Here is a 21,328-nt window from a genome sequence, read left to right as displayed (position 1 = left end):
TATTATCTCTTCGCGGAAACAAGTTCTGTCAACACCTTTACATCAAAGGTTCTATCACGATTCTACCAACCCCAACCTCTCAAAGGACGAAGTCCGTTCTCGAAGCGAAGCGCTCTCTATAACTGCACCTAAAAAAAAGCGCTGGTCTCTCAACCAGCGCTTTTCAATATGCTTTAAAAACTCGTTTCGCTGCTGCGATTAACCTACGTTCTTACGTGCATTCTGGAACATACGCATCCAAGCGCCATTCTCACCCCAACCTTCTGGAGCCCAAGAGTTAGCAACGGTGCGGAATACACGCTCTGGGTGAGGCATCATGATGGTTACACGGCCGTCAGTCGTCGTCAGACCTGTGATTGCGTTCGGTGAACCATTCGGGTTATTCGGGTATTGCTGCGTTGGGTTACCGTGGTTGTCCACGTAACGAACTGCTACCGTACCTGATGCTTCAATCGCTGCCAGATGGTCAGCATCGCGAACTTCTACGCGACCTTCACCGTGTGACACTGCGATTGGCATACGAGAACCTTCCATACCGTCGAAGAATACAGAGTCAGACTTCTGTACTTCAACCAGACTGAAACGGGCTTCAAAACGCTCTGATTCGTTACGAACAAAACGTGGCCAGAACTCTGCACCCGGAATTAACTCTTTCAGGTTAGACAGCATCTGACAACCGTTACACACACCAAGAGAGAAAGTATCTTCACGTTTAAAGAAACCTTCAAACTGGTTACGCGCCTGCTCATTGAACAGGATAGACTTAGCCCAGCCTTCACCAGCGCCTAGTACATCACCGTAAGAGAAACCGCCACACGCAACCAGACCTTGGTACTCTTCCAGAACAGCCTGACCTGTCAGAATATCGCTCATGTGGATATCTGTTGCTTCGAAACCAGCACGGTCGAACGCAGCGGCCATTTCAACATGAGAGTTAACGCCCTGTTCACGTAGGATTGCCATCTTAGGCTTAGCACCTGTCGCAATATATGGCGCTGCAATATCTTCATTAACGTCGTAGCTTAGTTTAACGTTCAGACCCGGGTCCGAGTTATCTTTCTTAGCCGCGAACTCCTGGTCAGCACATGCCGGGTTATCACGTAGACCCTGCATCTTATGCGTAGTCTCTGCCCAGATGGTACGTAGTTCAGTACGGTTACGCTCAATAACTACGGTGTCACCAGACTTGATAACTAACTCATCAGATGCTTCCACTGAACCAATGACGTGTGAGCATGCTTCAAGCCCATTTGCTGCCAGCGTAGAAAGCACTGCGTCCAGATCGTCGTTCTTAACCTGAATAACCGCACCTAACTCTTCGTTGAATAGCGCAGCCAGTGTATCTTCGCCCAGCGCAGCAATGTCAGCTTTCACGCCACAGTGTCCAGCAAATGCCATCTCAGCCAGAGTAACAAACAGACCGCCATCACCCTTATCGTGGTATGCCACTACCTGATCTTTCGCGACTAGCGCCTGAATACCCTGGTAGAAGCCTTTTAGCTGCTCTGCGTTATCGACATCAGCTGGCTTATCACCTAGCTGCTTATAAACCTGTGCTAGTGCTGTTGCGCCCAGACGATTCTTGCCATTACCAAGGTCGATAACAACCAGGCTAGTATCGCCCTTATCGGTACGAAGCTGAGGAGTGATTGTCTTACGAACATCTTCGACACGAGCAAAGGCTGTGATGATTAGAGACAGTGGCGAAGTGACTTCTTTCTGCTCGCCATTATCTTCCCACTTAGTCTTCATCGACATAGAGTCTTTACCAACCGGGATAGTCAGGCCAAGTGCCGGACAAAGTTCTTCACCTACCGCTTTCACCGCTTCATAAAGACCAGCATCTTCGCCCGGGTGACCCGCCGGAGACATCCAGTTTGCCGACAGTTTGATGTGCTTGATATCACCGATGTTTGTCGCTGCGATGTTAGTGATCGCTTCACCTACTGCCAAACGGGCAGAGGCACCAAAGTCTAGTAGAGCAACCGGAGTACGCTCACCCATCGACATTGCTTCACCGTGGTACGTATCGTAGCTTGCAGCTGTTACCGCACAGTTCGCGACAGGCACCTGCCAAGGACCTACCATCTGGTCACGTGCAACAAGGCCCGTTACCGTGCGGTCGCCAATAGTGATAAGGAAAGTTTTCTCAGCCACTGTTGGCAGACGCAGTACACGGTCTACCGCTTCGTTCAGCTCGATACCATCACGGTTAACCGCTGGGTTGTTGGCTTTTAGTGTCTGCGCATCGCGGTGCATCTTAGGCGTTTTACCTAAAAGTACATCCATTGGCATATCAATTGGTGTGTTGTCGAAGTGTGAATCTTCTAGTTTCAGGTCACGCTCTTCTGTGGCAACACCTACCACTGCATATGGTGCACGTTCACGCTTACAGATTGCATCAAATGCGTCCATGTTCTCCGGTGCTACAGCCAGAACGTAACGCTCTTGCGATTCATTACACCAGATTTCTAGTGGGCTCATACCCGGTTCGTCATTTGGTACGTCACGCAGTTGGAAGATACCGCCACGTTCACCATCATCAACAAGCTCTGGAAGTGCGTTAGAGATACCACCAGCGCCCACATCGTGGATAAATGCAATTGGGTTAGCATCACCAAGCTGCCAACAACGGTCAATCACTTCCTGACAACGACGCTCCATCTCTGGGTTTTCACGCTGCACTGAAGCGAAATCCAAATCTTCAGCAGACTGACCTGACGCCATAGATGAAGCCGCACCGCCACCAAGACCGATGTTCATTGCAGGGCCACCAAGAACGATCAGGCTTGCGCCTACCGGGATCTCTTTCTTCTGCACGTGCTCTTCGCGGATGTTACCCATACCACCAGCAATCATGATTGGTTTGTGGTAACCACGGATCTCTTCACCAGCGTGAGAGTTGACTTTCTCTTCGTAAGTACGGAAGTAACCAAGTAGGTTTGGACGACCAAATTCGTTGTTGAATGCAGCGCCACCTAGTGGACCTTCCAGCATGATATCTAGCGCATTAACAATACGACCCGGCTTACCGAAATCTGTTTCCCAAGGCTGTTCAAAGCCAGGAATACGTAAGTTAGACGTTGTAAAACCAACCAGACCCGCTTTTGGCTTACCACCAATACCTGTTGCGCCTTCATCACGGATTTCGCCGCCAGAACCAGTAGAAGCGCCCGGCCATGGAGAGATAGCCGTTGGGTGGTTGTGCGTTTCCACCTTCATAAGGATATGCGCTTTCTCGTGGCTGTAACCGTATTGGCGAGTCTCTGGGTTAGGGAAGAAACGACCAACATCAGAACCAACCATGACCGCTGCATTATCTTTGTAGGCAGACAGCACGTTATCTGGAGTCACTTCAAACGTGTTTTTGATCATCTTGAACAGAGACTTCTCTTGCTTCACGCCGTCGATAGTCCAGTCTGCGTTAAAGATCTTGTGGCGACAATGCTCTGAGTTCGCCTGAGCAAACATCATAAGTTCGATGTCTGTTGGGTTGCGGTCTAGTTTGTTGACGAACGCATCGTAAAGGTATTCGATTTCATCATCAGCCAGTGCCAGACCAAGGGTAACGTTTGCGTTTTCAAGCGCAGCACGACCACCTGTGAGTAGATCAACATCCGCAACTGGTGCAGGCTCTGCAACCTGGAATAGTGCCTGAGCAGAGTCGAAATCCGTAAAGATCACTTCCATCATACGGTCGTGCAGGACAGCTTTTAGCTCAACCAGTTGAAGTTCTGAAAGCTCGCTTGACGTTTCGATGTAGTAAGCGGTACCGCGCTCTAGACGGACAACTTTATCCAGACCACAATTATTAGCGATATCTGTAGACTTAGAAGACCAAGGAGAGATAGTGCCCGGACGAGGAGTCGCAAGTAGAAGCAGACCTTCAGGCGCATGCTCTTCAATTGTTGGACCGTAAGTCAGTAGTTTTTCTAGTTTCTCAACTTCAGACGCGTCAAGATCAGCTGATAGTTCAGCAAAATGAGCGAACTCTGCGTAGATGCCAGTTACTGGCAGACTTAGTTCACGACAAAGCTCTAGAAGCTTGTTAACACGAAATTCAGATAGAGCTGGGGAGCCACGAAAAATTCTCATGTGCTTAGGTCTCTTATGCAATTGGTTAAGGTCTAATGACCTGAGGTGATATTGGAATAAATTCAGTGGGTTAGACTGTTTTACTTCGAACTTATGCCGATTCCACCTCTGTGTTGCGAGCGCATTATATAGCAATTGTTTTTGTGATGTAACACCAAAAGCAACCGTTTGCGTCATTTTTTTTGTCAAATTAGAGATACACCAGAATTCCCAATATCGAGAACAGTTATCCCGAAGCCTGACTGATTATCTTGCCTTGTCATGACACTTTGATATAAATGCCCTACTGGATGTATGAGATTGTCGTTAATGAAAAAGCATTACTTAAACCAAATTAAGTCACTCAGCGTATTGTTGTTCAGTGCGTTAGTGCTGTCTGGTTGCCAAATTGAATCCGAACCAAAGAGTGAGTTGGACCTGATTAAAGAGCGCGGCGTTCTACGTGTCGGCACTCTGAACAACCAGCTCTCTTACTATATCGGCCCAGATGGCCCTGCGGGACTTGATTACGAGTTAGCACGAGAGTTCGCTAATGAGCTCGGTGTCCAGCTTGAGATGAAACCGGCTTATCGTATTTCGAGCCTTTACCCTGCATTGGAAAACGGTGAGATCGATATCATTGCTGCGGGACTGAGTCAGTCTCCGGAACGTCTTAAGCTATTTCGTCCAGGCCCTGCGTACTATTACGTCAGTCAGCAGGTCGTATATAAGAAAGGCAGTTGGCGTCCGAGAAACCTCGAACAACTGTTAAAAAAACAAGCCGAACTCATCGAAGAAAATGGTGGTGAAGACGTACTTAAAATCGTTAGCGACTCTCACTTTAACCGTACTTTGTCTTCGATTCAGGCCAAACAACCTGAATTCTCTTACGATATCGATGCGAATGCCGACGTTAACGATCTGTTGAAACAAGTCTCTGCAGGTGAACTGCGCTATACCGTCGCGGACTCGGTGGAGATTTCACTATCCCAACGTATCTACCCTGATATCGCGCTAGCCTTTGAGCTAACCGAAGACCAACCCATTTCCTGGTTCTTACGTCGCTCGCAAGATGAGAGCCTTTATGCGCTGTTAATTGAGTTCTTTGGTGCGGTAAAACAGTCAAGTCATCTGGCTTCACTTGAAGAGAAATACATAGGTCATATTGGTAGCTTCGACTACGTCGACACGCGCGCGTTTATCCGTGCGCTGGATTCAAAGCTGCCTAAATGGTCACCGCTATTTAAAAAATATTCTGATGAGTTCGACTGGCGTCTGGTGGCGGCACTGGCTTATCAGGAGTCCCACTGGAATCCAAAAGCCAAATCACCTACAGGTGTGCGCGGCATGATGATGCTTACCCTACCGACAGCGAAAAGTGTTGGGGTAACTAACCGCCTTGATCCTGAGCAGTCAGTCCGTGGTGGAGTTGAGTACCTGCGCCGCATGGTGTCACGCATTCCAGACTCTATCGATGAACACGAAAAGATTTGGTTTGCTCTGGCGTCATATAACGTCGGCTATGGTCATATGATGGATGCTCGTCGCCTGACCAAGAAGCAAGGTGGTAACCCAGATGCGTGGTCAGACGTAAAAGATCGTCTGCCGCTCTTGCGTCAGAAGAAATACTACAGTCAGACTCGTTACGGCTTTGCCCGTGGAGATGAGGCTCGCAATTACGTTGAAAATATTCGCCGCTACTACCAGAGTATTATCGGCCATGTCGAGCAACAGACCGTCGAAAACAACGATGTCAGTGTTGATGACTTGGTGGTTATTCAGTTGCCTGAAATAGCAGAACCGGAAGCGAGCCCAAGCTCAGAGGAACAACCAGAACAGCTTGAGTCACAACCGCAGACAGAGCCTAACTCAGACAACTAATCCACTTCCAGCTGCGTAGTTTTGTTCAAAAACTGCGCAGCTAACTCTTATCCCTCTACCGATAGATAATATCGTGTTCAAGATCACTTGCGAAGTTTCTTAAAATTGTAACAATTGCGGGGTATAAGACGTCTATCGTCAGAAAATCAAATGCTTTACAGTAGTAGCGCAGTTGATTCAACTTAAACCATAATAGGAGGTTGTTTTATGCTTAAACGTAGAATGCAGTCGAAACGCCTTAACAAGACAGTTACTGCAAATCGTCGTAAGCGTATGCTTAGCAACAACAAGAAAAAAGTCATTGCACGTCACCGTGCGTTCATGCAGCTAATCTGCGCTGCATAGCCATCTACAGCAAACATCTTAAGCGTAAGATGTTTGCTTAAAAACCCTCACTGCTCCTTACTCTGCCCTTTCTTAGCTTCATGCATACGTGTAAAACGTGTTGCTTTGCGCTCTTTCTTCTTCTCTTTACGTCGACGTTTAAAGAAAGATTGCAGTTGTACCCGACACTCGTCCTCAAGTAATCCCTGCTCAACATCTGCATAGTGGTACGCTGCCTGATGCTCAAACAGATTGAGCACCGTCCCTGCGGCACCCGCCTTAAGATCTGGGGCACCAAAAACAATGCGCTTAACACGGCTGTGTAACAACGCGCCTGCACACATTGGGCAAGGCTCTAACGTTACATACAGCGTCGTATCAAGTAGCCGGTAGTTTTCTAGTGCCAGACCTGCTTTACGAATCGTCTGCATCTCTGCATGGGCAGTGGCATCGTGGCTGCCAATCGATTCATTCCACCCTTCAGCAATGATTTCACCGTCTTTGACCAATACGGCACCAACCGGCACTTCGCCTTGCTCTTCTGCATGCTGAGCAAGCTCCATTGCACGACGCATAAACAGTTCATCTTGAGGGGTAAATTGGGATTCAGACACAGAGGGCTCCAAAGTCTAGCAAAGTGCTGTGGGTTTGTGATTTTACCTGTAACCAGGCGAGAGGGGAAGGGAGCGCGAGTAGCGAAGCGTTCTAACATCTCACAGGGCGAAGCCCGATCTCGAAACGCCGTGTTCTCCAACGATCAAAAAAGCGCCAGTCTCTCGACCAGCGCTTTCAATATCGAATACCTAATAGTTAGTGTTGCGCAGCTAACAACTGCTGCAGCACCAAATACGACGGTCTTTACATCGTGTAGGTGTATGGTGCTTGGATACCTAGTGGAATGCCTAGCATCCAGTAAGCAACCAGGAAGATAGACCAACCAATCAGCATTGCGATCGAGAATGGCATCATTAGTGATGCTAGAGTACCGATACCTGTCGACTTCACGTAGCGCTGACAGTAAACCACAACTAGTGGGAAGAATACCATCAGAGGTGAAATGATGTTCGATACAGAGTCACCTACACGGTAAGCTGCCTGAGATAGCTCAGGAGAGATACCAACAGCCATTAGCATTGGAACCAGAATTGGACCAATCAGAGCCCACTTCGCAGATGCTGAACCGATTAGCAGGTTCACTGACGCAGTCAGAAGAATCATACCAATGATCGTTGCTTCACCTGGTAGGTTCATCGCTTTCAGGCCCTGAGCACCGTATAGAGCCAGCATAGTACCAATGTTTGACTGAGCAAACGCAGATAGGAACTGAGCACAGAAGAACGACATTACAATGTACGCGCCCATAGTAGACATAGTATCCGCCATCGCTTTGATGATGTCGTTACTTGTCTTGAACGTGCCAGAAACTTTACCGTATACGTAACCTGGAATGATGAACAGAATGAAGATCAATGGAACGATCGACTTCATTAGCGGTGCAGAGAACGCTGTAATTTCACCTTGAGGAGAACGTAGTGCTGAGTTTTCAGGAATAATTGCCGCAATTAGAACAGCAATACCTGCCATCATAGCCCAACCAGCGTAGCGGAACGCTTTTGATTCTAGCTCAGTGAAAGAACCCAGATCCGGTGCTTTTTCTGCATCTTCATCGATAGGCGTTTTTGCCAGACGAGGTTCGATGATTTTCTCAGTTACGTACCAACCGATAGCAACAATGATCACTGAAGATAGACCAGTGAAGAAGATGTTTGCTAGTGGGTTAACTACGTACTCTGGGTCAAGAACCTGTGCAGCTGTTTGAGTGAAGCCAGCTAGTAGAGGGTCGATACCTGAAGGGATAAAGTTTGCAGAGAAACCACCTGATACACCCGCAAACGCTGCTGCGATACCCGCTAGTGGGTGACGACCAGCTGCGTGGAAGATGATACCACCTAGTGGAATAACAAGAACGTAGCCCGCATCTGCTGCAGTATGCGAAACGATCGCAACCAGAATAAGCATTGGAGTAAGAAGCTTAGCTGGAGTGAAGTTAAGCATCTTCTTAAGGCCAGTAGTAATAAAGCCAGAAGAGTCAGCGACACCAACACCTAGCATTGCTACTAGTACGATGCCTAGTGGAGCAAAACCAGTGAAAGTTGTCACCATGTTCGCGAGGAAGCTTGCTAAAGATTCGCCAGTCAAAAGGTTATTGATTGCAAGCGCTTCACCCGAACGTGGGTTAATAAGGTCAAACGTAACGTTGGAGAGCAACGCTGACGCAGCCCAGGTAATAACCAGTGCCCAGAAAAACAAAATTGCAGGATCTGGGATCTTGTTACCTGCGCGTTCGATAAAGTTTAAGAAGCGATCCATCCCACTCGGCTTCGAGGATGGTGCCTGATTTACTGCTTGGTTACTCATGGTAACTCCATATGTGATGTTGTTGCCTAAGGCTTCTTGTTGTTTTTTTGTCAGCCTATGATTCACCGTTCATTCTATAAAATAGCCTTAATAAAAGCACAAGATTCTATAGCTTTTTCCATAATTGGAGACATATTTTGCAAAAACGCCATCAGCGTGCAACAAAGACAACACACAATCACCCCATGATATGAAACAATTTTGAAACCAAAACATAAAACATAAATCTTGCTTTTACATAGTAAAACTCGCGACGCCATCAATATTAAACTAATCACCTATAGATTCACTATACGTAGAAAGCATGGTTGTTAACCTAACAGAGTGGGGTTCGCCGAGTCGATCCAGCCACTCTACTTCAACATTAACCCGGTAAAGCTTTGCTACTACCGAATCATTTTCCAACTGCAACCTCACCACAAAAGATGAATCATCCACAACAACTGAATCACTAACAGGTAACGATGACTCTGAAGGTGGAAATTCTGATGAGAGCTCTGGTGAGCTGCGTAGCCATTCTAATTTTTGTTCAGCCAGATTCAGTGCCTTTGCACCCTTGATGGCAAACTCAAATCTCTGTTGTACGTAAACCTGAAGTTGGACTAGCGCAAATGATGCGACCGCAGTAATAAACAGAGCCACCATCACCTCGATAAGACTAAAACCAAGATACCTATTCAATATCCCACCCTCCGGCTAGCCAGGTAATACCAGTTTGTGCACCGTAGTAAAAACGCTTATTAAGGGCATAGCTGCCTTTAGACGCTCTAATGGCAAAAAGGCTGTTACCCAGAGGGGCGACGCTTAACCGCTCCAGAGTCATTTGCTGCTTACAATAATTAAACGTCGTCAAACTCGTATCTGATGATAGCAAGTCAAGAACATCAGCTTGCTGCTCTAGTCGAGCATATGCACACTCAACCCCGCCTTCCAACAACCAATAGGTCTGACTTGAGCGAGTATGATTTTGTGCCAGCTTAATGTGGAAAAATAGGTTTCTGAACAGCCCGAGCGAAACCACTAGCACTCCCGCTAATAAAATGGAACTCATCACAAGTGTTAAAGCACCCCGCCCCCTAATTAGGTTCATAGCTAGTTTCTCCCAGCCACCCGAATCTCAGCACTGTGACTCACTGCTGGCTCTCGTAACAGGTGGCCAACGATACCCACCGATATATGCTGGTCATCGCTGACGACTTCACTCGAAACCTCGAAACTCGTGACCGATATTTGGTTTGGATCGAACAGGTTGTAACAATTGCCTTCCCAACCTGACAGTGCGGCGCTAGTTATAGATAAAGGTGTTGATGAGTATTTCTCACACACCTTGAGCTGATTTCCTATTGAGGAGTTCGATGAGGTGTGATGCTTAAACACAACGTTACGATATGTCCCTTGAGCTGAAGAGAGCAGGCGATAAACATAACCCAGTTGCCTGTTTTCCTTATCGACATAAATCGTATCCAGGCTACCGGAAAGCTTAGCTGCAACCCCTTGTCCATCGTTAAATCCAGCTCGCCGGACATCCCGCTTAATTTGTTCCATAGCTATCGACAGGCTTTGTATTAGTAGTAAACGCTTACTGTTGTGTTCTGCCAGCCTTAATCCTCCAACAAATACCGCCCCTATAACTGCCAGAGTTATCAGGCCTATCAAGGAGCCAACCAAGACCTCAAGCATAGATAAGCCGGTTTGAGAACGGCGCTTAACAGACTGAATAACCAAACCGCGCTTCCCCAACACCACAAATCATCACTCGATTATTAGAAAATGAGCTCTTTACTCGCAGCATTTGCTGCTCATCGTCGACAAGATATAAGCTAAGCGTTCCGTTCTTCACTCTTCCTCGTCGAGCATCAAATTTGATTTGATCAACGCTGTAGTTCCAATGAATCGCTATCGATGGGAATGAGCGACTGTCGATCACCAAAATTACCTCCCCTTCCCCTACCCACTCTGAGTTGGTCAGAGTCAGTTTCCAGTAACCTTTTGATGTCGCATTGCTCGTGTCGGAAATGTGCGCCCAAAGATCCTGATTACGCAGAACAGCTTCGGATCGACTCTGGTCCATAAAGCCCTTAATTTCACTAACCGCTCGCCTCATCTGTAGCGCTGCACTCATCTGACCGAAACCTGGCACAGCCAGTGACAACATGAACACGAGTAAACCGCAGACTATGAGTTGCTCGAGAAAAGTTAATCCGCGAGATGTTTTCCAACTTGTCATGTAAGCCCATGTTCGCTCAAAACCATTCTTGTCCCGAGATTATCAGGAGACAAAAATAGCCAGCACGGAAAATAGGCGAACTTCGGGAGTGGTTAAAATGAAATGGTATAAACGAACAAAGAGTAGACCAGAAGGGATGACACTGATCGAATTATTAGCTGTCGCTGCGATAGTCGCTATCATAGCCAGCATTGCGTATCCAAGCTATCAAAGCCAGATCCTCAAAGCTCATCGCAAGGCTGCAATAAGCGATTTAGCCAAAATACAAATTGAACTAGAGAGGCACTATCAAAATAGCTACCTTGCAGCGGTCAACTTGGTATTGGTTGATGGTGGATGCCGTTTTTGTCAGACGAATAATCGCCAATTTAGTTTTTCTATTTCTGCGACCGACACCAGTTACATCATCAAAGCCCAGCCGATCAATTCTCAGCTCAATGATCGTTGTGAAGGCAGCGGATACGCAATACTTAGCCTCAATCAGGCCGGTGAATATAGCCCGATAAACTGCTGGCAATAAAAAAGCCTGCACACAGGCAGGCTTTTAGAGTAATGATTTCAACCAATTAGCTGGTCAGGTCATCGAAGAACTTTTTCACACCGTTGAAGAAGCCTTCAGATTTTGGCTTGTGCTTAGTCGCCGCTTCGCCACCACATGACTCTTCAAATTCTTTAAGTAGTTCTTTCTGACGCGAGCTTAGGTTAACTGGCGTTTCAACAACAAGTTTAACGATAAGATCGCCAACACCGCCGCCACGAACACCTTTCACACCTTTACCACGCATACGGAACATACGACCCGTTTGAGTTTCAGTAGGCACTTTCAGGTTCACACGACCATCTAGAGTCGGGACTTCTACTTCACCACCAAGTGCTGCCATTGCGAAGCTCACTGGTACTTCACAGTACAGGTTGTTACCGTCACGCTCAAAGATATGGTGCTCTTTCACATGAACTTGTACGTATAGATCACCTGCTGGTGCGCCCATTTCGCCCGCTTCACCTTCACCAGACAGACGAATGCGATCGCCAGTATCAACGCCTGCAGGAATCTTAACGTTAAGTGTTTTGGTTTTCTGCTTACGGCCTTGACCATGACATACGTTACATGGGTCTTTGATAATCTTGCCTTTACCGTGACAGGTAGGACAGGTTTGTTGAACAGCAAAGAAGCCCTGACGCATCTGAACCTGACCATGACCGTGACAAGTGCCACAGGTCTCAGCAGATGTGCCTTTCTTCGCACCGCTACCTTCACAAGAGTCACAGTTAACTAGTGTTGGTACTTCAATCTCTTTCGATACACCACGAACTGCTTCTTCTAGCGACAGTTCCATATTGTAACGTAGGTCTGCACCACGCTGTGCGCGCTGTTGACCGCCGCCACGACGACCACCACCAAAGATATCGCCAAATACGTCACCAAAGATGTCACCGAAATCTGCACCGCCGCCACCGAAGCCGCCGCCGCCCATACCACCTTGTTCAAAGGCAGCATGACCATACTGGTCGTAAGCCGCTTTCTTCTGTGGATCAAGCAGAATTTCGTACGCTTCTTTTACTTCTTTAAACTTATCTGCAGCGCTCTCATCACCCTGGTTACGGTCTGGGTGGTACTTCATAGCTAGGCGCTTGTACGCCTTTTTAATATCACGCTCTGATGCATCGCGGCTTACGCCTAATACTTCGTAAAAATCACGTTTTGACATGTTTTTCGTCACCAAATTTATTACTGCAAACGGCCTAATACCGCCTGGTGTTTATATCGATCTAACTAATGGCTCTGAATTCTAGCGACTTTACGCCAAAAAGACACTTTTAGTTAGATGGACATAACCTTACAAACATACGGGCGTATGAGTTTCCTCAAACGCCCGCATCATATTCAAGTTAAATCAGATTCAAGAATTACTTCTTGTCTTCTTTTACTTCTTCGAACTCTGCGTCAACAACGTCGTCTTCTTGCTTAGGTTGTTCACCAGCTTCACCTGCTTGTTGAGCTTGTGCTTGCTGTTGAGCAATTTCCATTAGCTTCTGAGCTGCTGCCATTAGCGCTTGTACTTTAGCGTCGATAGCTTCTTTGTCTTCGCCTTTACGAGCTTCTTCTAGTTCAGAGATCGCTGCTTCAATCTTCTCTTTCTCGTCTGCTGGAAGAGCGTCACCCGCTTCTTCAACTTGCTTACGAGTACCGTGAATCATTTGGTCAGCTTGGTTACGTGCAGTTGCTAGCTCTTCGAACTTCTTGTCCGCTTCTTTGTTAGCTTCTGCTTCTTGAACCATTTTCTCGATGTCTTCATCGCTTAGACCGCCAGAAGCCTGGATAGTGATCTTCTGCTCTTTACCAGTCTGCTTGTCTTTCGCAGATACGTGTAGGATACCATCCGCATCTAGGTCGAAAGTCACTTCGATTTGTGGCATGCCACGTGGAGCAGGCTGGATGCCTTCTAGGTTAAATTGACCTAGAGACTTGTTGTACATCGCTTGCTTACGCTCACCCTGTAGAACGTGGATAGTTACCGCGTTCTGGTTGTCTTCTGCTGTAGAGAAAACCTGGTTCGCTTTAGTTGGGATAGTTGTGTTCTTCTCAACCAGTTTAGTCATTACGCCGCCCATAGTCTCGATACCTAGAGACAGAGGAGTAACGTCTAGTAGAAGTACGTCTTTAACATCACCAGCTAGTACACCACCCTGAACTGCAGCACCCATTGCTACTGCTTCGTCTGGGTTTACGTCGCGACGAGCTTCTTTACCGAAGAACTCAGCAACTTTAGCTTGAACCATAGGCATACGAGTCTGACCACCTACTAGGATAACGTCAGTGATTTCGCCTACCGATAGGTCAGCATCTGCTAGAGCAACTTTTAGTGGCTCAAGAGAACGTTGTACTAGGTCTTCAACTAGAGATTCTAGTTTCGCACGAGTCACTTTAACGTTCATGTGCTTAGGACCAGTAGCATCAGCAGTTACGTAAGGTAGGTTTACGTCTGTTTGAGTAGTAGAAGAAAGCTCGATTTTCGCTTTTTCTGCTGCTTCTTTAACACGCTGCATTGCTAGAGGATCGGTCTTAAGATCGATACCTTGCTCTTTCTTGAACTCTTCAACCAGGTAGTTGATCAGACGGTTATCGAAGTCTTCACCACCAAGGTGAGTGTCACCGTTAGTTGCTAGTACTTCAAAAGTTTTCTCGCCTTCAACTTCATCGATTTCGATGATAGAGATATCAAATGTACCACCACCAAGGTCGTATACCGCGATAGTGCGATCGCCGCCTTTCTTGTCTAGACCGTATGCTAGAGCTGCCGCTGTTGGTTCGTTGATGATACGTTTAACTTCAAGACCTGCGATACGGCCAGCATCTTTAGTTGCTTGACGCTGAGCATCGTTAAAGTAAGCAGGAACTGTGATAACTGCGCCAGTTACTTCCTCACCTAGGAAGTCTTCAGCAGTTTTCTTCATTTTCTTCAAGATTTCAGCTGAAACTTGAGGAGCCGCCATTTTTTGGCCTTGTGCTTCTACCCAAGCGTCGCCGTTATCAGCCTTAACGATTTTGTAAGGCATGATTTCGATGTCACGTTGTACTTCTTCGTCTTCAAAGCGACGACCAATAAGACGCTTAATTGCAAATAGCGTGTTAGTTGGGTTAGTAACTGCTTGACGTTTTGCAGGTTGACCTACCAGCGTCTCACCATCTGTGTATGCAATTACCGATGCTGTTGTACGCTCACCTTCTGCGTTTTCGATTACGCGTGGTTTGTCGCCGTCTAATACAGCAACACATGAGTTAGTAGTACCTAAGTCAATACCAATGATTTTACCCATCAGGCTATCTCCGAATAAATTTCTATTTTCGTTTTGCTATATCCCCTATGTGGGGATGGAGAATCGGGTTTCAACCCTTGCTCACAAACAAAAATAATGATGTTTGCTTCTCTATGCCCAATAGATAAGGGCGGCAAATTGCTTTTCAAGGGAGGAAGGGAAAAAAAATAGAAAAAAACGAGAATCGAGAATCGAGAATCGAGAATCGAGAATCGAGAATCGAGAATCGAGAATCGAGAATCGAGATAGGATGATTTGTTGCGATATTCGGGGTCAAGCCCAAACTCTCATGCTTTTAAGATACTTTGCGAGCGTAAAACCCAGCCAAACTATCACTTTAATGAGGAACTAAAGTGAAATATGAAAAACTACAGGTTTGGAAAACCAGCTTTGAACTTTGCAAACAGACTTACCTAGCCGTTCAAGGTATGTGTGATTACTCATTTCGTGATCAAATTCGTCGTTCAAGTATATCTATCCCTAGTAATATCGCTGAAGGTGTTGAAAGAGCCGGTGCCAAAGAAACCGCTTATTTTCTCAATGTCGCTAAAGGCTCTGTTGGTGAACTGAAGACTCAGTTACTACTCGCATCTGAATTGAACTACCTACCCTCAGAACAGTGCAATGACCTATGCACAGTATGTGATGATATTTCCTGCATTTTGGGCGCTCTGATTATCAGACATAAATCCAATATCTGACCTCTCGACTCTTTTCCCTCTCAATGCTCAAAAAAAAAGCGAGCCCTGAGGCTCGCTTTCTATAATCAGCGTTTTAAAAATTAAGCATTTGCTTGAGCTGGTTTCGCTTCAACTTCTGCTTCGTCTTTACCGATTTCGCCTTCAGTTTTAGCAACGATAGTGTTAACCGCTGTATCACCTACTACGTTAGAAGAAGTACAGAACATGTCGTTGATACGGTCAACTGCTGCGATGATTGCCAGACCTTCTGGTGGTAGACCTAGTTGGTGAAGAAGAACACCTACCATTACAACACCACCGCCCGGAACACCACCAGCACCGATAGACAGTAGCAGGATAGTTAGACCAAGAGTAAACACGTCTGCCGTGTTGATTGGCTGACCAAATGCGTTAGCAACGAAGATAGTTGCAAGTGCGATGTAGATAGAAACACCAGACATGTTCATTGTTGCACCTAGTGGTACACCAAAGCCCGCTACTGATTTAGAAACGTTTAGTTTCTCAGTTAGGGTACGCATCGTTACAGGAATCGTTGCGTTTGAACTTGCTGTAGATAGAGAGAACAGAATCTGCTCGCGAGTTGCACGTAGGAAAGTCTTTGGAGACGTACCTGTCGCAACACCTACCGCCATTGGGTAGAAGAAGAAGATCCAGAATACTAGCATTGAAACAACAAGTGCTACGTAGCCTGCAACAGACATTAGCGTGTTAGCGTCAAGAGTTGCACCTAGTTGAATCATAAGAGCGAATACACCGTATGGTGCTAGGCTCATTACCAGACCAACAAGCTTCATCATGATTTCGTTAGCCATCTTGAAAGTACGGATAGCTGGACCACCACGTGAATCAAGAGCCTGGATAGCAAGACCAGTCAGGATTGCCATAAAGATGATTTGTAGCATGTCGCCGTTAGCAAACGCCTGAACAGGGTTGCTTGGTACAATGTTCACTACTAGTGAGAAGATATCAGGTGTTTCAGTTGTCGTTAGTTTAACGCTCTCTGAAATTGTACCTGCTAGGTTAGCGTCTGCACCTGGTTGGAAAATCATACCAACAGTTAGGGCAGCCGTAATCGCAATGATGGTGTTAATAATGTAAAGGGCAAAAGTTTTACCACCAAGACGACCGAATGCAGTGATGTCTTTCAGGTCGACGATACCACATACAATTGAAACGTATACCAGAGGCACTACCAATAGTTTGATCAAAGATACAAACATACCACCGGCGCCTTCCGCAGCACCTAGAAGGTAAGTGTCAAAGATTGCAATCCCGCTAAATAAGTACTGGATCGCAGTACCGATCAGAAGACCAGCAAACAAGCCTACAAAAATCTTGCTTGAAAGCGATTTATCCATCATCCATCTCCAGAATGTTGTGTTTAATATTTATGCTTTTATAGTTTATTCCGCCAGTTTATTCGGCAGAGTTCGCACATAATACACATTGAGGTTACAAAATAAAGCATTTGTTTACGATAATGTTACAAGTTTCTAATCAGAAATTAATTTTCGGTTAAACTTTAGTCTAAGAATAATTCACTAAATCAATTCTTTAGATGGCAGTATGGAATTCGGTGTCAGAAACAAAAAAAGAGAGGCATAGCCTCTCTTTTTAAACAGGTGGTTAATTATTAGTCAGGCGTTATTTCGCTACCATAACCATTGCTGGACGCACCACGCGACCATTTAGCTCGTAACCTTTCTGCATCACGAACATAACTGTGTTTGACTCGTGATCAGGGCTTTCCTGAATCGACATCGCTTGGTGCAATTCTGGGTTGAACGCTTCGCCTTCTGGGTTGATCTCTTTAAGACCAAACTTAGAAACAGTATCAACAAATGTTTTGTGCGTCAGTTCAACACCTTCAAGTAAAGGCTTAACCGCTTCGTTTTCAGTGTCTGCCGCCTGAATAGCACGCTCTAGGTTATCGATAACTGGTAATAGCTCTTCTGCAAACTTGTTCAGAGCGTATTTACGAGCCTTGTCGATCTCTGTCTCAGTACGACGACGCATGTTTTCTACTTCTGCTTTAGCACGTAGAACACCGTCTTGCTGATCCTGAATTTTCGCTTCGCTAGCAAGTAATGCTGCTTCTAGTTGAACAATTTTCGCTTCTTGCTCATCGCTCTCTGCTTCTTCGTTCCATTCGATATCAGCTTCAGTACCTACAACTTCCGCTTCTTGCTCTGCTTGCTGTTGTAGTTCTTCGTCTTTGATTTTGTTTTCTTCGTTGCTCATGATATCTCCAGAATTCATATCCATCGGTACCCAACACATCACGTTTATTGTATTGGGATACACAAAAACTCGCATAAATAGCTAACTTGCCATTATTATGGGGATGAAGATTGTCGAATCAAGCCTATTTGGTGCGGAAAACCTATGAAAAAACCTTTTGAAGTGATCGCCATCATTGGTAAACCCAGAGATCAGCAAGCAATAGCGACGCATAAAGAGCTCTATACCTGGCTTCAAGCTGAGGGTTATAAGGTGTTTATCGATGATCGTTTGAGTGAAATCCTCGACGACATTCCAAAAGATGACTTTGCCAGTCTTATCCAACTTGGCCGCATTGCCGATCTGGCGATCGTCGTTGGCGGTGACGGCAACATGCTCGGTGCTGCCCGCGTATTGTCACGCTTTGACATCTCCGTCATTGGCGTCAACCGCGGCAATCTCGGTTTCTTAACGGACCTCAATCCGGAAGACTTCCAGCAGGCACTGAAAAAAGTTCTCGCAGGCGAGTTTATTGAAGAGCAACGCTTTTTGCTCGAAGCAGAAGTTCACCGCCACGGCCAGGTAAAAAGCCACAACGCAGCTCTGAACGAAGCAGTACTTCACCCTGGTCAGGTCGCGCATATGATCGAGTTCGAAGTATATATAGATGATAGCTTCGCTTTCTCTCTGCGTGCCGACGGTTTAATTGTTTCAACACCGACCGGCTCAACAGCCTACTCCTTATCAGGTGGTGGCCCTATTCTATCGCCTAGCCTTAATGCTATCTCTCTGGTTCCTATGTTCCCGCATACCCTGTCGAGCCGCCCATTAGTCGTTGACGGTAACCGTCGCATCAAGCTGGTTGTTTCACCAGATAACCGCGGTACTCAGGAAGTTGGCTGTGATGGTCAGGTTTCATTACCTGTGTCACCGGGTGACGAAGTACATATTTACCAGAGCCCGAACATTCTTAAGCTGATCCATCCGAAAGACTATAGCTACTATCATGTATTGCGAAACAAGCTGGGATGGTCGAGTAAGTTGTTTTAGCGAGAAGCGAGAAGCGAGAAGCGAGAAGCGAGAAGCGAGAAGCGAGAAGCGAGAAGCGAGAAGCGAGAAAACCTTGGAAGGTTGACGTGAAAGCGTCAACCTTTTTTTCTGTATTTTAGACGTAAGTTCCCAACAAAAAGCTCTGGTTCAGGTACCTACCCAGCAGCTATAACGCGCACCTCTCGAAGGACGAAGTCCGGTCTCGATTCTCGGAGCGCAGCGTTCTAGCATCTCGCAGGACGAAGTCCGCGCTCGCTCACATTTTTTCTCACCTGGATCTTTACTGTATAAAGAAACAGTATATACTGTTTTCTTATACAGTATTGTTCATTTAAACAGGTACATAAAATGCTGGCTCATCTAAGTGTTAATAATTTCGCAATTGTTAAGTCTCTACAGCTAGAGCTATCCAAAGGAATGACAACCATCACTGGCGAAACGGGCGCAGGTAAGTCCATCGCTATCGACGCACTCGGCCTATGTTTAGGTGGGCGCGCAGAAGCCGGCATGGTACGTCAGGGAGAAGAGAAAACGGAAGTCAGTGCCGCTTTCTCCCTAGAGAACAATATCAACGCCACTCGCTGGCTTGAAGATAACGACCTACTTGACGGCAGTGACTGTATTTTGCGCCGTATCATCAGTAAAGAAGGTCGTTCTCGCGCATTCATCAATGGCAGCCCTGTCCCTCTTTCACAACTTAAATCTTTGGGCCAGCTACTGATTAACATCCATGGTCAGCATGCTCACCATCAGCTGATGAAAAGCGAATACCAGATGGCGATGCTCGATCAGTATGCCGGTCACTCAGCACTACTGAAAAGCACTCGCAACGCATACCAGTCATGGCGACAAGCGGACAATAACCTTAAACAGCTGAAAGAAAACAGTGCAGCGAATCAGGCTCAAAAACAGCTGTTGGAATACCAGATCAAAGAACTGAATGAACTCTCTCTTGGCGAGGACGAATATGAACAACTCGAACAAGAACATAAACGCCTGTCCAACAGCGGCGAACTTGCCTCCACCTGCCAGCAGGCTATCGAACTTATATACGAAGGTGAAGAAGTTAACGCGCTTGGTATTCTGCAATCAGCCAATCACTCCCTGATCCAACTGGCTGAACTGGATGAAAAACTGGCTGAACTGCCAAACATGATTGCAGAAGCCATAATCCAACTAGAAGAAGCCAACAGTGAGCTGCGCAACTACCTTGACTGTATTGACGTAGATCCAGGTCGTATGGCTTTTGTTGAAGAACGCTTTTCTAAAGTGATGTCGATGGCACGTAAACACCACGTGCTACCGGATGAGCTATACGCGCATCATCAAGAACTGCTGGGTCAGATTGACGCTCTAGACTGCTCCGATGAACGTCTGGAAGAGCTAGAGCAAGAAGTGAATGATAAATACCAGAAATTCCTAACAACGTCAGAAAAACTAAATAAATCGCGTAACCGCTACGCCAAAGAGCTTAATAAGCTAATCACGGCGAGCATGCATGAGCTAAGTATGGAGAAAGCCCAGTTCCGTATCGAAGTCAGCAACGAAGGCAACCACCCATCTCCACTTGGTATGGACAGCGTATGCTTTGTCGTTTCGACTAACCCTGGTCAACCAATGCAGCCAATTGCCAAAGTAGCATCTGGTGGTGAGCTTTCACGTATCTCACTCGCTATTCAGGTTATCACGGCGCAGAAAGTTGATACTCCTAGCCTGATCTTCGATGAAGTCGATGTAGGTATCAGCGGACCAACAGCCGCTGTAGTTGGAAAGATGCTGCGTAAACTTGGTGAATCAACTCAGGTTATGTGTGTGACTCACTTACCTCAGGTAGCGGGTTGTGGCCACCAACAACTGTTCGTCGCGAAACAGACTAAAGCGGGTAAAACAGAAACACAGATGCGTCGCTTGGATAACGAACAGCGTGTATCAGAACTTGCTCGCCTGCTCGGCGGAAGTGAGATTACCGACTCAACTCTTGCCAATGCCAAAGAACTACTTATTGCTGCTTAACGTCGCAACCTTAGAGCCAAAATAGTCTTTAATTGATAAATTTTGGCTCTAGTTTGCAACCAAATTCAAAAATCATGGTCTGAAACAATTCAAAATGCTTACAGCTTTTTACTTTGGCGCTTAGCTTGTTTATTATCGGCTGAGTTTGAATGTTATCAGTTACAAGAATATTAAGTATGCAATTTAAAAAGTGGCTTATCGCTGTACCACTCGCTATGACAATGCTGACAGGCTGCTCTCTACTGGAAAAGCTTGTTTACCGCATTGACATCAATCAGGGCAACTACGTAGAGCAAAGCGCAGTTGAACAGCTTAAGTTTGGCATGACCAAGGAACAAGTACGCTACGTAATGGGTTCACCAATGCTGGTTGAAAACGGCTACCCGGATACTTGGTACTACATCTATCATCACACTGAAGGTCACAACGACTCAGTGCAGAAGAACCTTATTGTCAACTTCAATGGCAACGGCCAGCTAGTTGACGTTACAGGCGACTTTAACGCCAGCAGCGATTTCTTCGAGAGTATTAACTAGCGAGAAGCGAGAAGCGAGAAGCGAGAAGCGAGAAGCGAGAAGCGAGAAGCGAGAAGCGAGAAGCG

General features: G+C 46.3%; 18 protein-coding genes. 7 read left to right on the top strand and 11 right to left on the bottom strand.

Features of this window, described 5'->3' with window-relative positions:
* Positions 1–198: 198 nt before the first annotated feature.
* A complete protein-coding gene (purL, locus tag RH46_RS06780) occupies positions 199–4,095 on the bottom strand; it encodes a phosphoribosylformylglycinamidine synthase (RefSeq protein ID WP_006878659.1) in 3,897 nt (1,298 codons plus the stop codon).
* A gap of 309 nt (positions 4,096–4,404) precedes the next feature.
* Here purL and mltF point away from each other — a divergent pair, with 309 nt between their 5' ends.
* Complete coding sequence (gene mltF, locus RH46_RS06775; protein ID WP_006878658.1) at positions 4,405–5,955, top strand: membrane-bound lytic murein transglycosylase MltF; 1,551 nt, start codon at positions 4,405–4,407, stop codon at positions 5,953–5,955.
* Positions 5,956–6,162: 207 nt separating this feature from the next.
* Positions 6,163–6,300 (top strand): hypothetical protein, encoded by a 138-nt coding sequence (locus RH46_RS22320; protein WP_006878657.1) that lies wholly within the window; start codon positions 6,163–6,165, stop codon positions 6,298–6,300.
* 47 nt (positions 6,301–6,347) lie between these two features.
* Here RH46_RS22320 and tadA read toward each other — a convergent pair whose 3' ends face one another.
* The 6 genes from tadA to RH46_RS06745 all read right to left on the bottom strand — a co-directional run bounded on the left by tadA (position 6,348) and on the right by RH46_RS06745 (position 10,924).
* Positions 6,348–6,893, bottom strand: a complete 546-nt coding sequence (gene tadA / locus RH46_RS06770) for a tRNA adenosine(34) deaminase TadA (protein WP_006878656.1) — start codon at positions 6,891–6,893, stop codon at positions 6,348–6,350.
* 244 nt (positions 6,894–7,137) lie between these two features.
* Entirely contained in the window at positions 7,138–8,697 is a 1,560-nt protein-coding gene (locus RH46_RS06765; protein WP_006878655.1) for an AbgT family transporter, read from the bottom strand.
* Between the two features lie 270 nt (positions 8,698–8,967).
* A complete protein-coding gene (locus tag RH46_RS06760; RefSeq protein WP_006878654.1) occupies positions 8,968–9,378 on the bottom strand; it encodes a type IV pilus modification PilV family protein in 411 nt (136 codons plus the stop codon).
* Positions 9,371–9,787 (bottom strand): hypothetical protein, encoded by a 417-nt coding sequence (locus RH46_RS06755; protein ID WP_006878653.1) that lies wholly within the window; start codon positions 9,785–9,787, stop codon positions 9,371–9,373. Before RH46_RS06755 ends, RH46_RS06760 begins: the two co-directional genes overlap by 8 nt.
* A 2-nt stretch (positions 9,788–9,789) precedes the next feature.
* Complete coding sequence (locus tag RH46_RS06750; protein ID WP_006878652.1) at positions 9,790–10,422, bottom strand: PilW family protein; 633 nt, start codon at positions 10,420–10,422, stop codon at positions 9,790–9,792.
* Positions 10,403–10,924, bottom strand: coding sequence for a GspH/FimT family pseudopilin (locus RH46_RS06745; RefSeq protein ID WP_040895339.1), 522 nt, complete (start codon positions 10,922–10,924; stop codon positions 10,403–10,405). Before RH46_RS06745 ends, RH46_RS06750 begins: the two co-directional genes overlap by 20 nt.
* Before the next feature lie 97 nt (positions 10,925–11,021).
* Here RH46_RS06745 and RH46_RS06740 point away from each other — a divergent pair, with 97 nt between their 5' ends.
* Positions 11,022–11,444: a type IV pilin protein gene (locus tag RH46_RS06740; RefSeq protein ID WP_006878650.1), complete on the top strand. Its 423-nt coding sequence runs from the start codon at positions 11,022–11,024 to the stop codon at positions 11,442–11,444.
* Between the two features lie 46 nt (positions 11,445–11,490).
* Here the strand turns inward: RH46_RS06740 and dnaJ are convergent, their stop codons facing one another.
* Together dnaJ and dnaK are read right to left on the bottom strand one after the other, a co-directional pair.
* Complete coding sequence (gene dnaJ, locus RH46_RS06735; RefSeq protein ID WP_006878649.1) at positions 11,491–12,633, bottom strand: molecular chaperone DnaJ; 1,143 nt, start codon at positions 12,631–12,633, stop codon at positions 11,491–11,493.
* A gap of 199 nt (positions 12,634–12,832) precedes the next feature.
* Positions 12,833–14,743: a molecular chaperone DnaK gene (gene dnaK / locus RH46_RS06730; protein WP_006878648.1), complete on the bottom strand. Its 1,911-nt coding sequence runs from the start codon at positions 14,741–14,743 to the stop codon at positions 12,833–12,835.
* A 353-nt stretch (positions 14,744–15,096) separates the two neighbouring features.
* Here dnaK and RH46_RS06725 point away from each other — a divergent pair, with 353 nt between their 5' ends.
* On the top strand, positions 15,097–15,444 hold the full coding sequence (locus RH46_RS06725; protein WP_006878647.1) for a four helix bundle protein: 348 nt from the start codon (positions 15,097–15,099) through the stop codon (positions 15,442–15,444).
* 80 nt (positions 15,445–15,524) lie between these two features.
* Here RH46_RS06725 and RH46_RS06720 read toward each other — a convergent pair whose 3' ends face one another.
* Both RH46_RS06720 and grpE read right to left on the bottom strand, forming a co-directional pair.
* Positions 15,525–16,802: a dicarboxylate/amino acid:cation symporter gene (locus RH46_RS06720; protein ID WP_006878646.1), complete on the bottom strand. Its 1,278-nt coding sequence runs from the start codon at positions 16,800–16,802 to the stop codon at positions 15,525–15,527.
* A gap of 286 nt (positions 16,803–17,088) precedes the next feature.
* On the bottom strand, positions 17,089–17,685 hold the full coding sequence (grpE, locus tag RH46_RS06715) for a nucleotide exchange factor GrpE (protein WP_006878645.1): 597 nt from the start codon (positions 17,683–17,685) through the stop codon (positions 17,089–17,091).
* A gap of 144 nt (positions 17,686–17,829) precedes the next feature.
* Between grpE and nadK the strand changes: the two genes are divergently transcribed.
* The 3 genes from nadK to bamE all read left to right on the top strand — a co-directional run bounded on the left by nadK (position 17,830) and on the right by bamE (position 21,263).
* Positions 17,830–18,714: an NAD(+) kinase gene (gene nadK / locus RH46_RS06710; RefSeq protein WP_006878644.1), complete on the top strand. Its 885-nt coding sequence runs from the start codon at positions 17,830–17,832 to the stop codon at positions 18,712–18,714.
* Positions 18,715–19,062: 348 nt separating this feature from the next.
* A complete protein-coding gene (gene recN, locus RH46_RS06705; protein ID WP_006878643.1) occupies positions 19,063–20,727 on the top strand; it encodes a DNA repair protein RecN in 1,665 nt (554 codons plus the stop codon).
* Between the two features lie 176 nt (positions 20,728–20,903).
* Positions 20,904–21,263, top strand: coding sequence for an outer membrane protein assembly factor BamE (gene bamE / locus RH46_RS06700; RefSeq protein WP_006878642.1), 360 nt, complete (start codon positions 20,904–20,906; stop codon positions 21,261–21,263).
* Positions 21,264–21,328 lie beyond the last annotated feature (65 nt).

The organism is Vibrio brasiliensis LMG 20546 (assembly GCF_000189255.1).
GTDB classification, from domain to species: domain Bacteria; phylum Pseudomonadota; class Gammaproteobacteria; order Enterobacterales; family Vibrionaceae; genus Vibrio; species Vibrio brasiliensis.
This window is presented reverse-complemented; position numbering and strand designations above follow the sequence as displayed.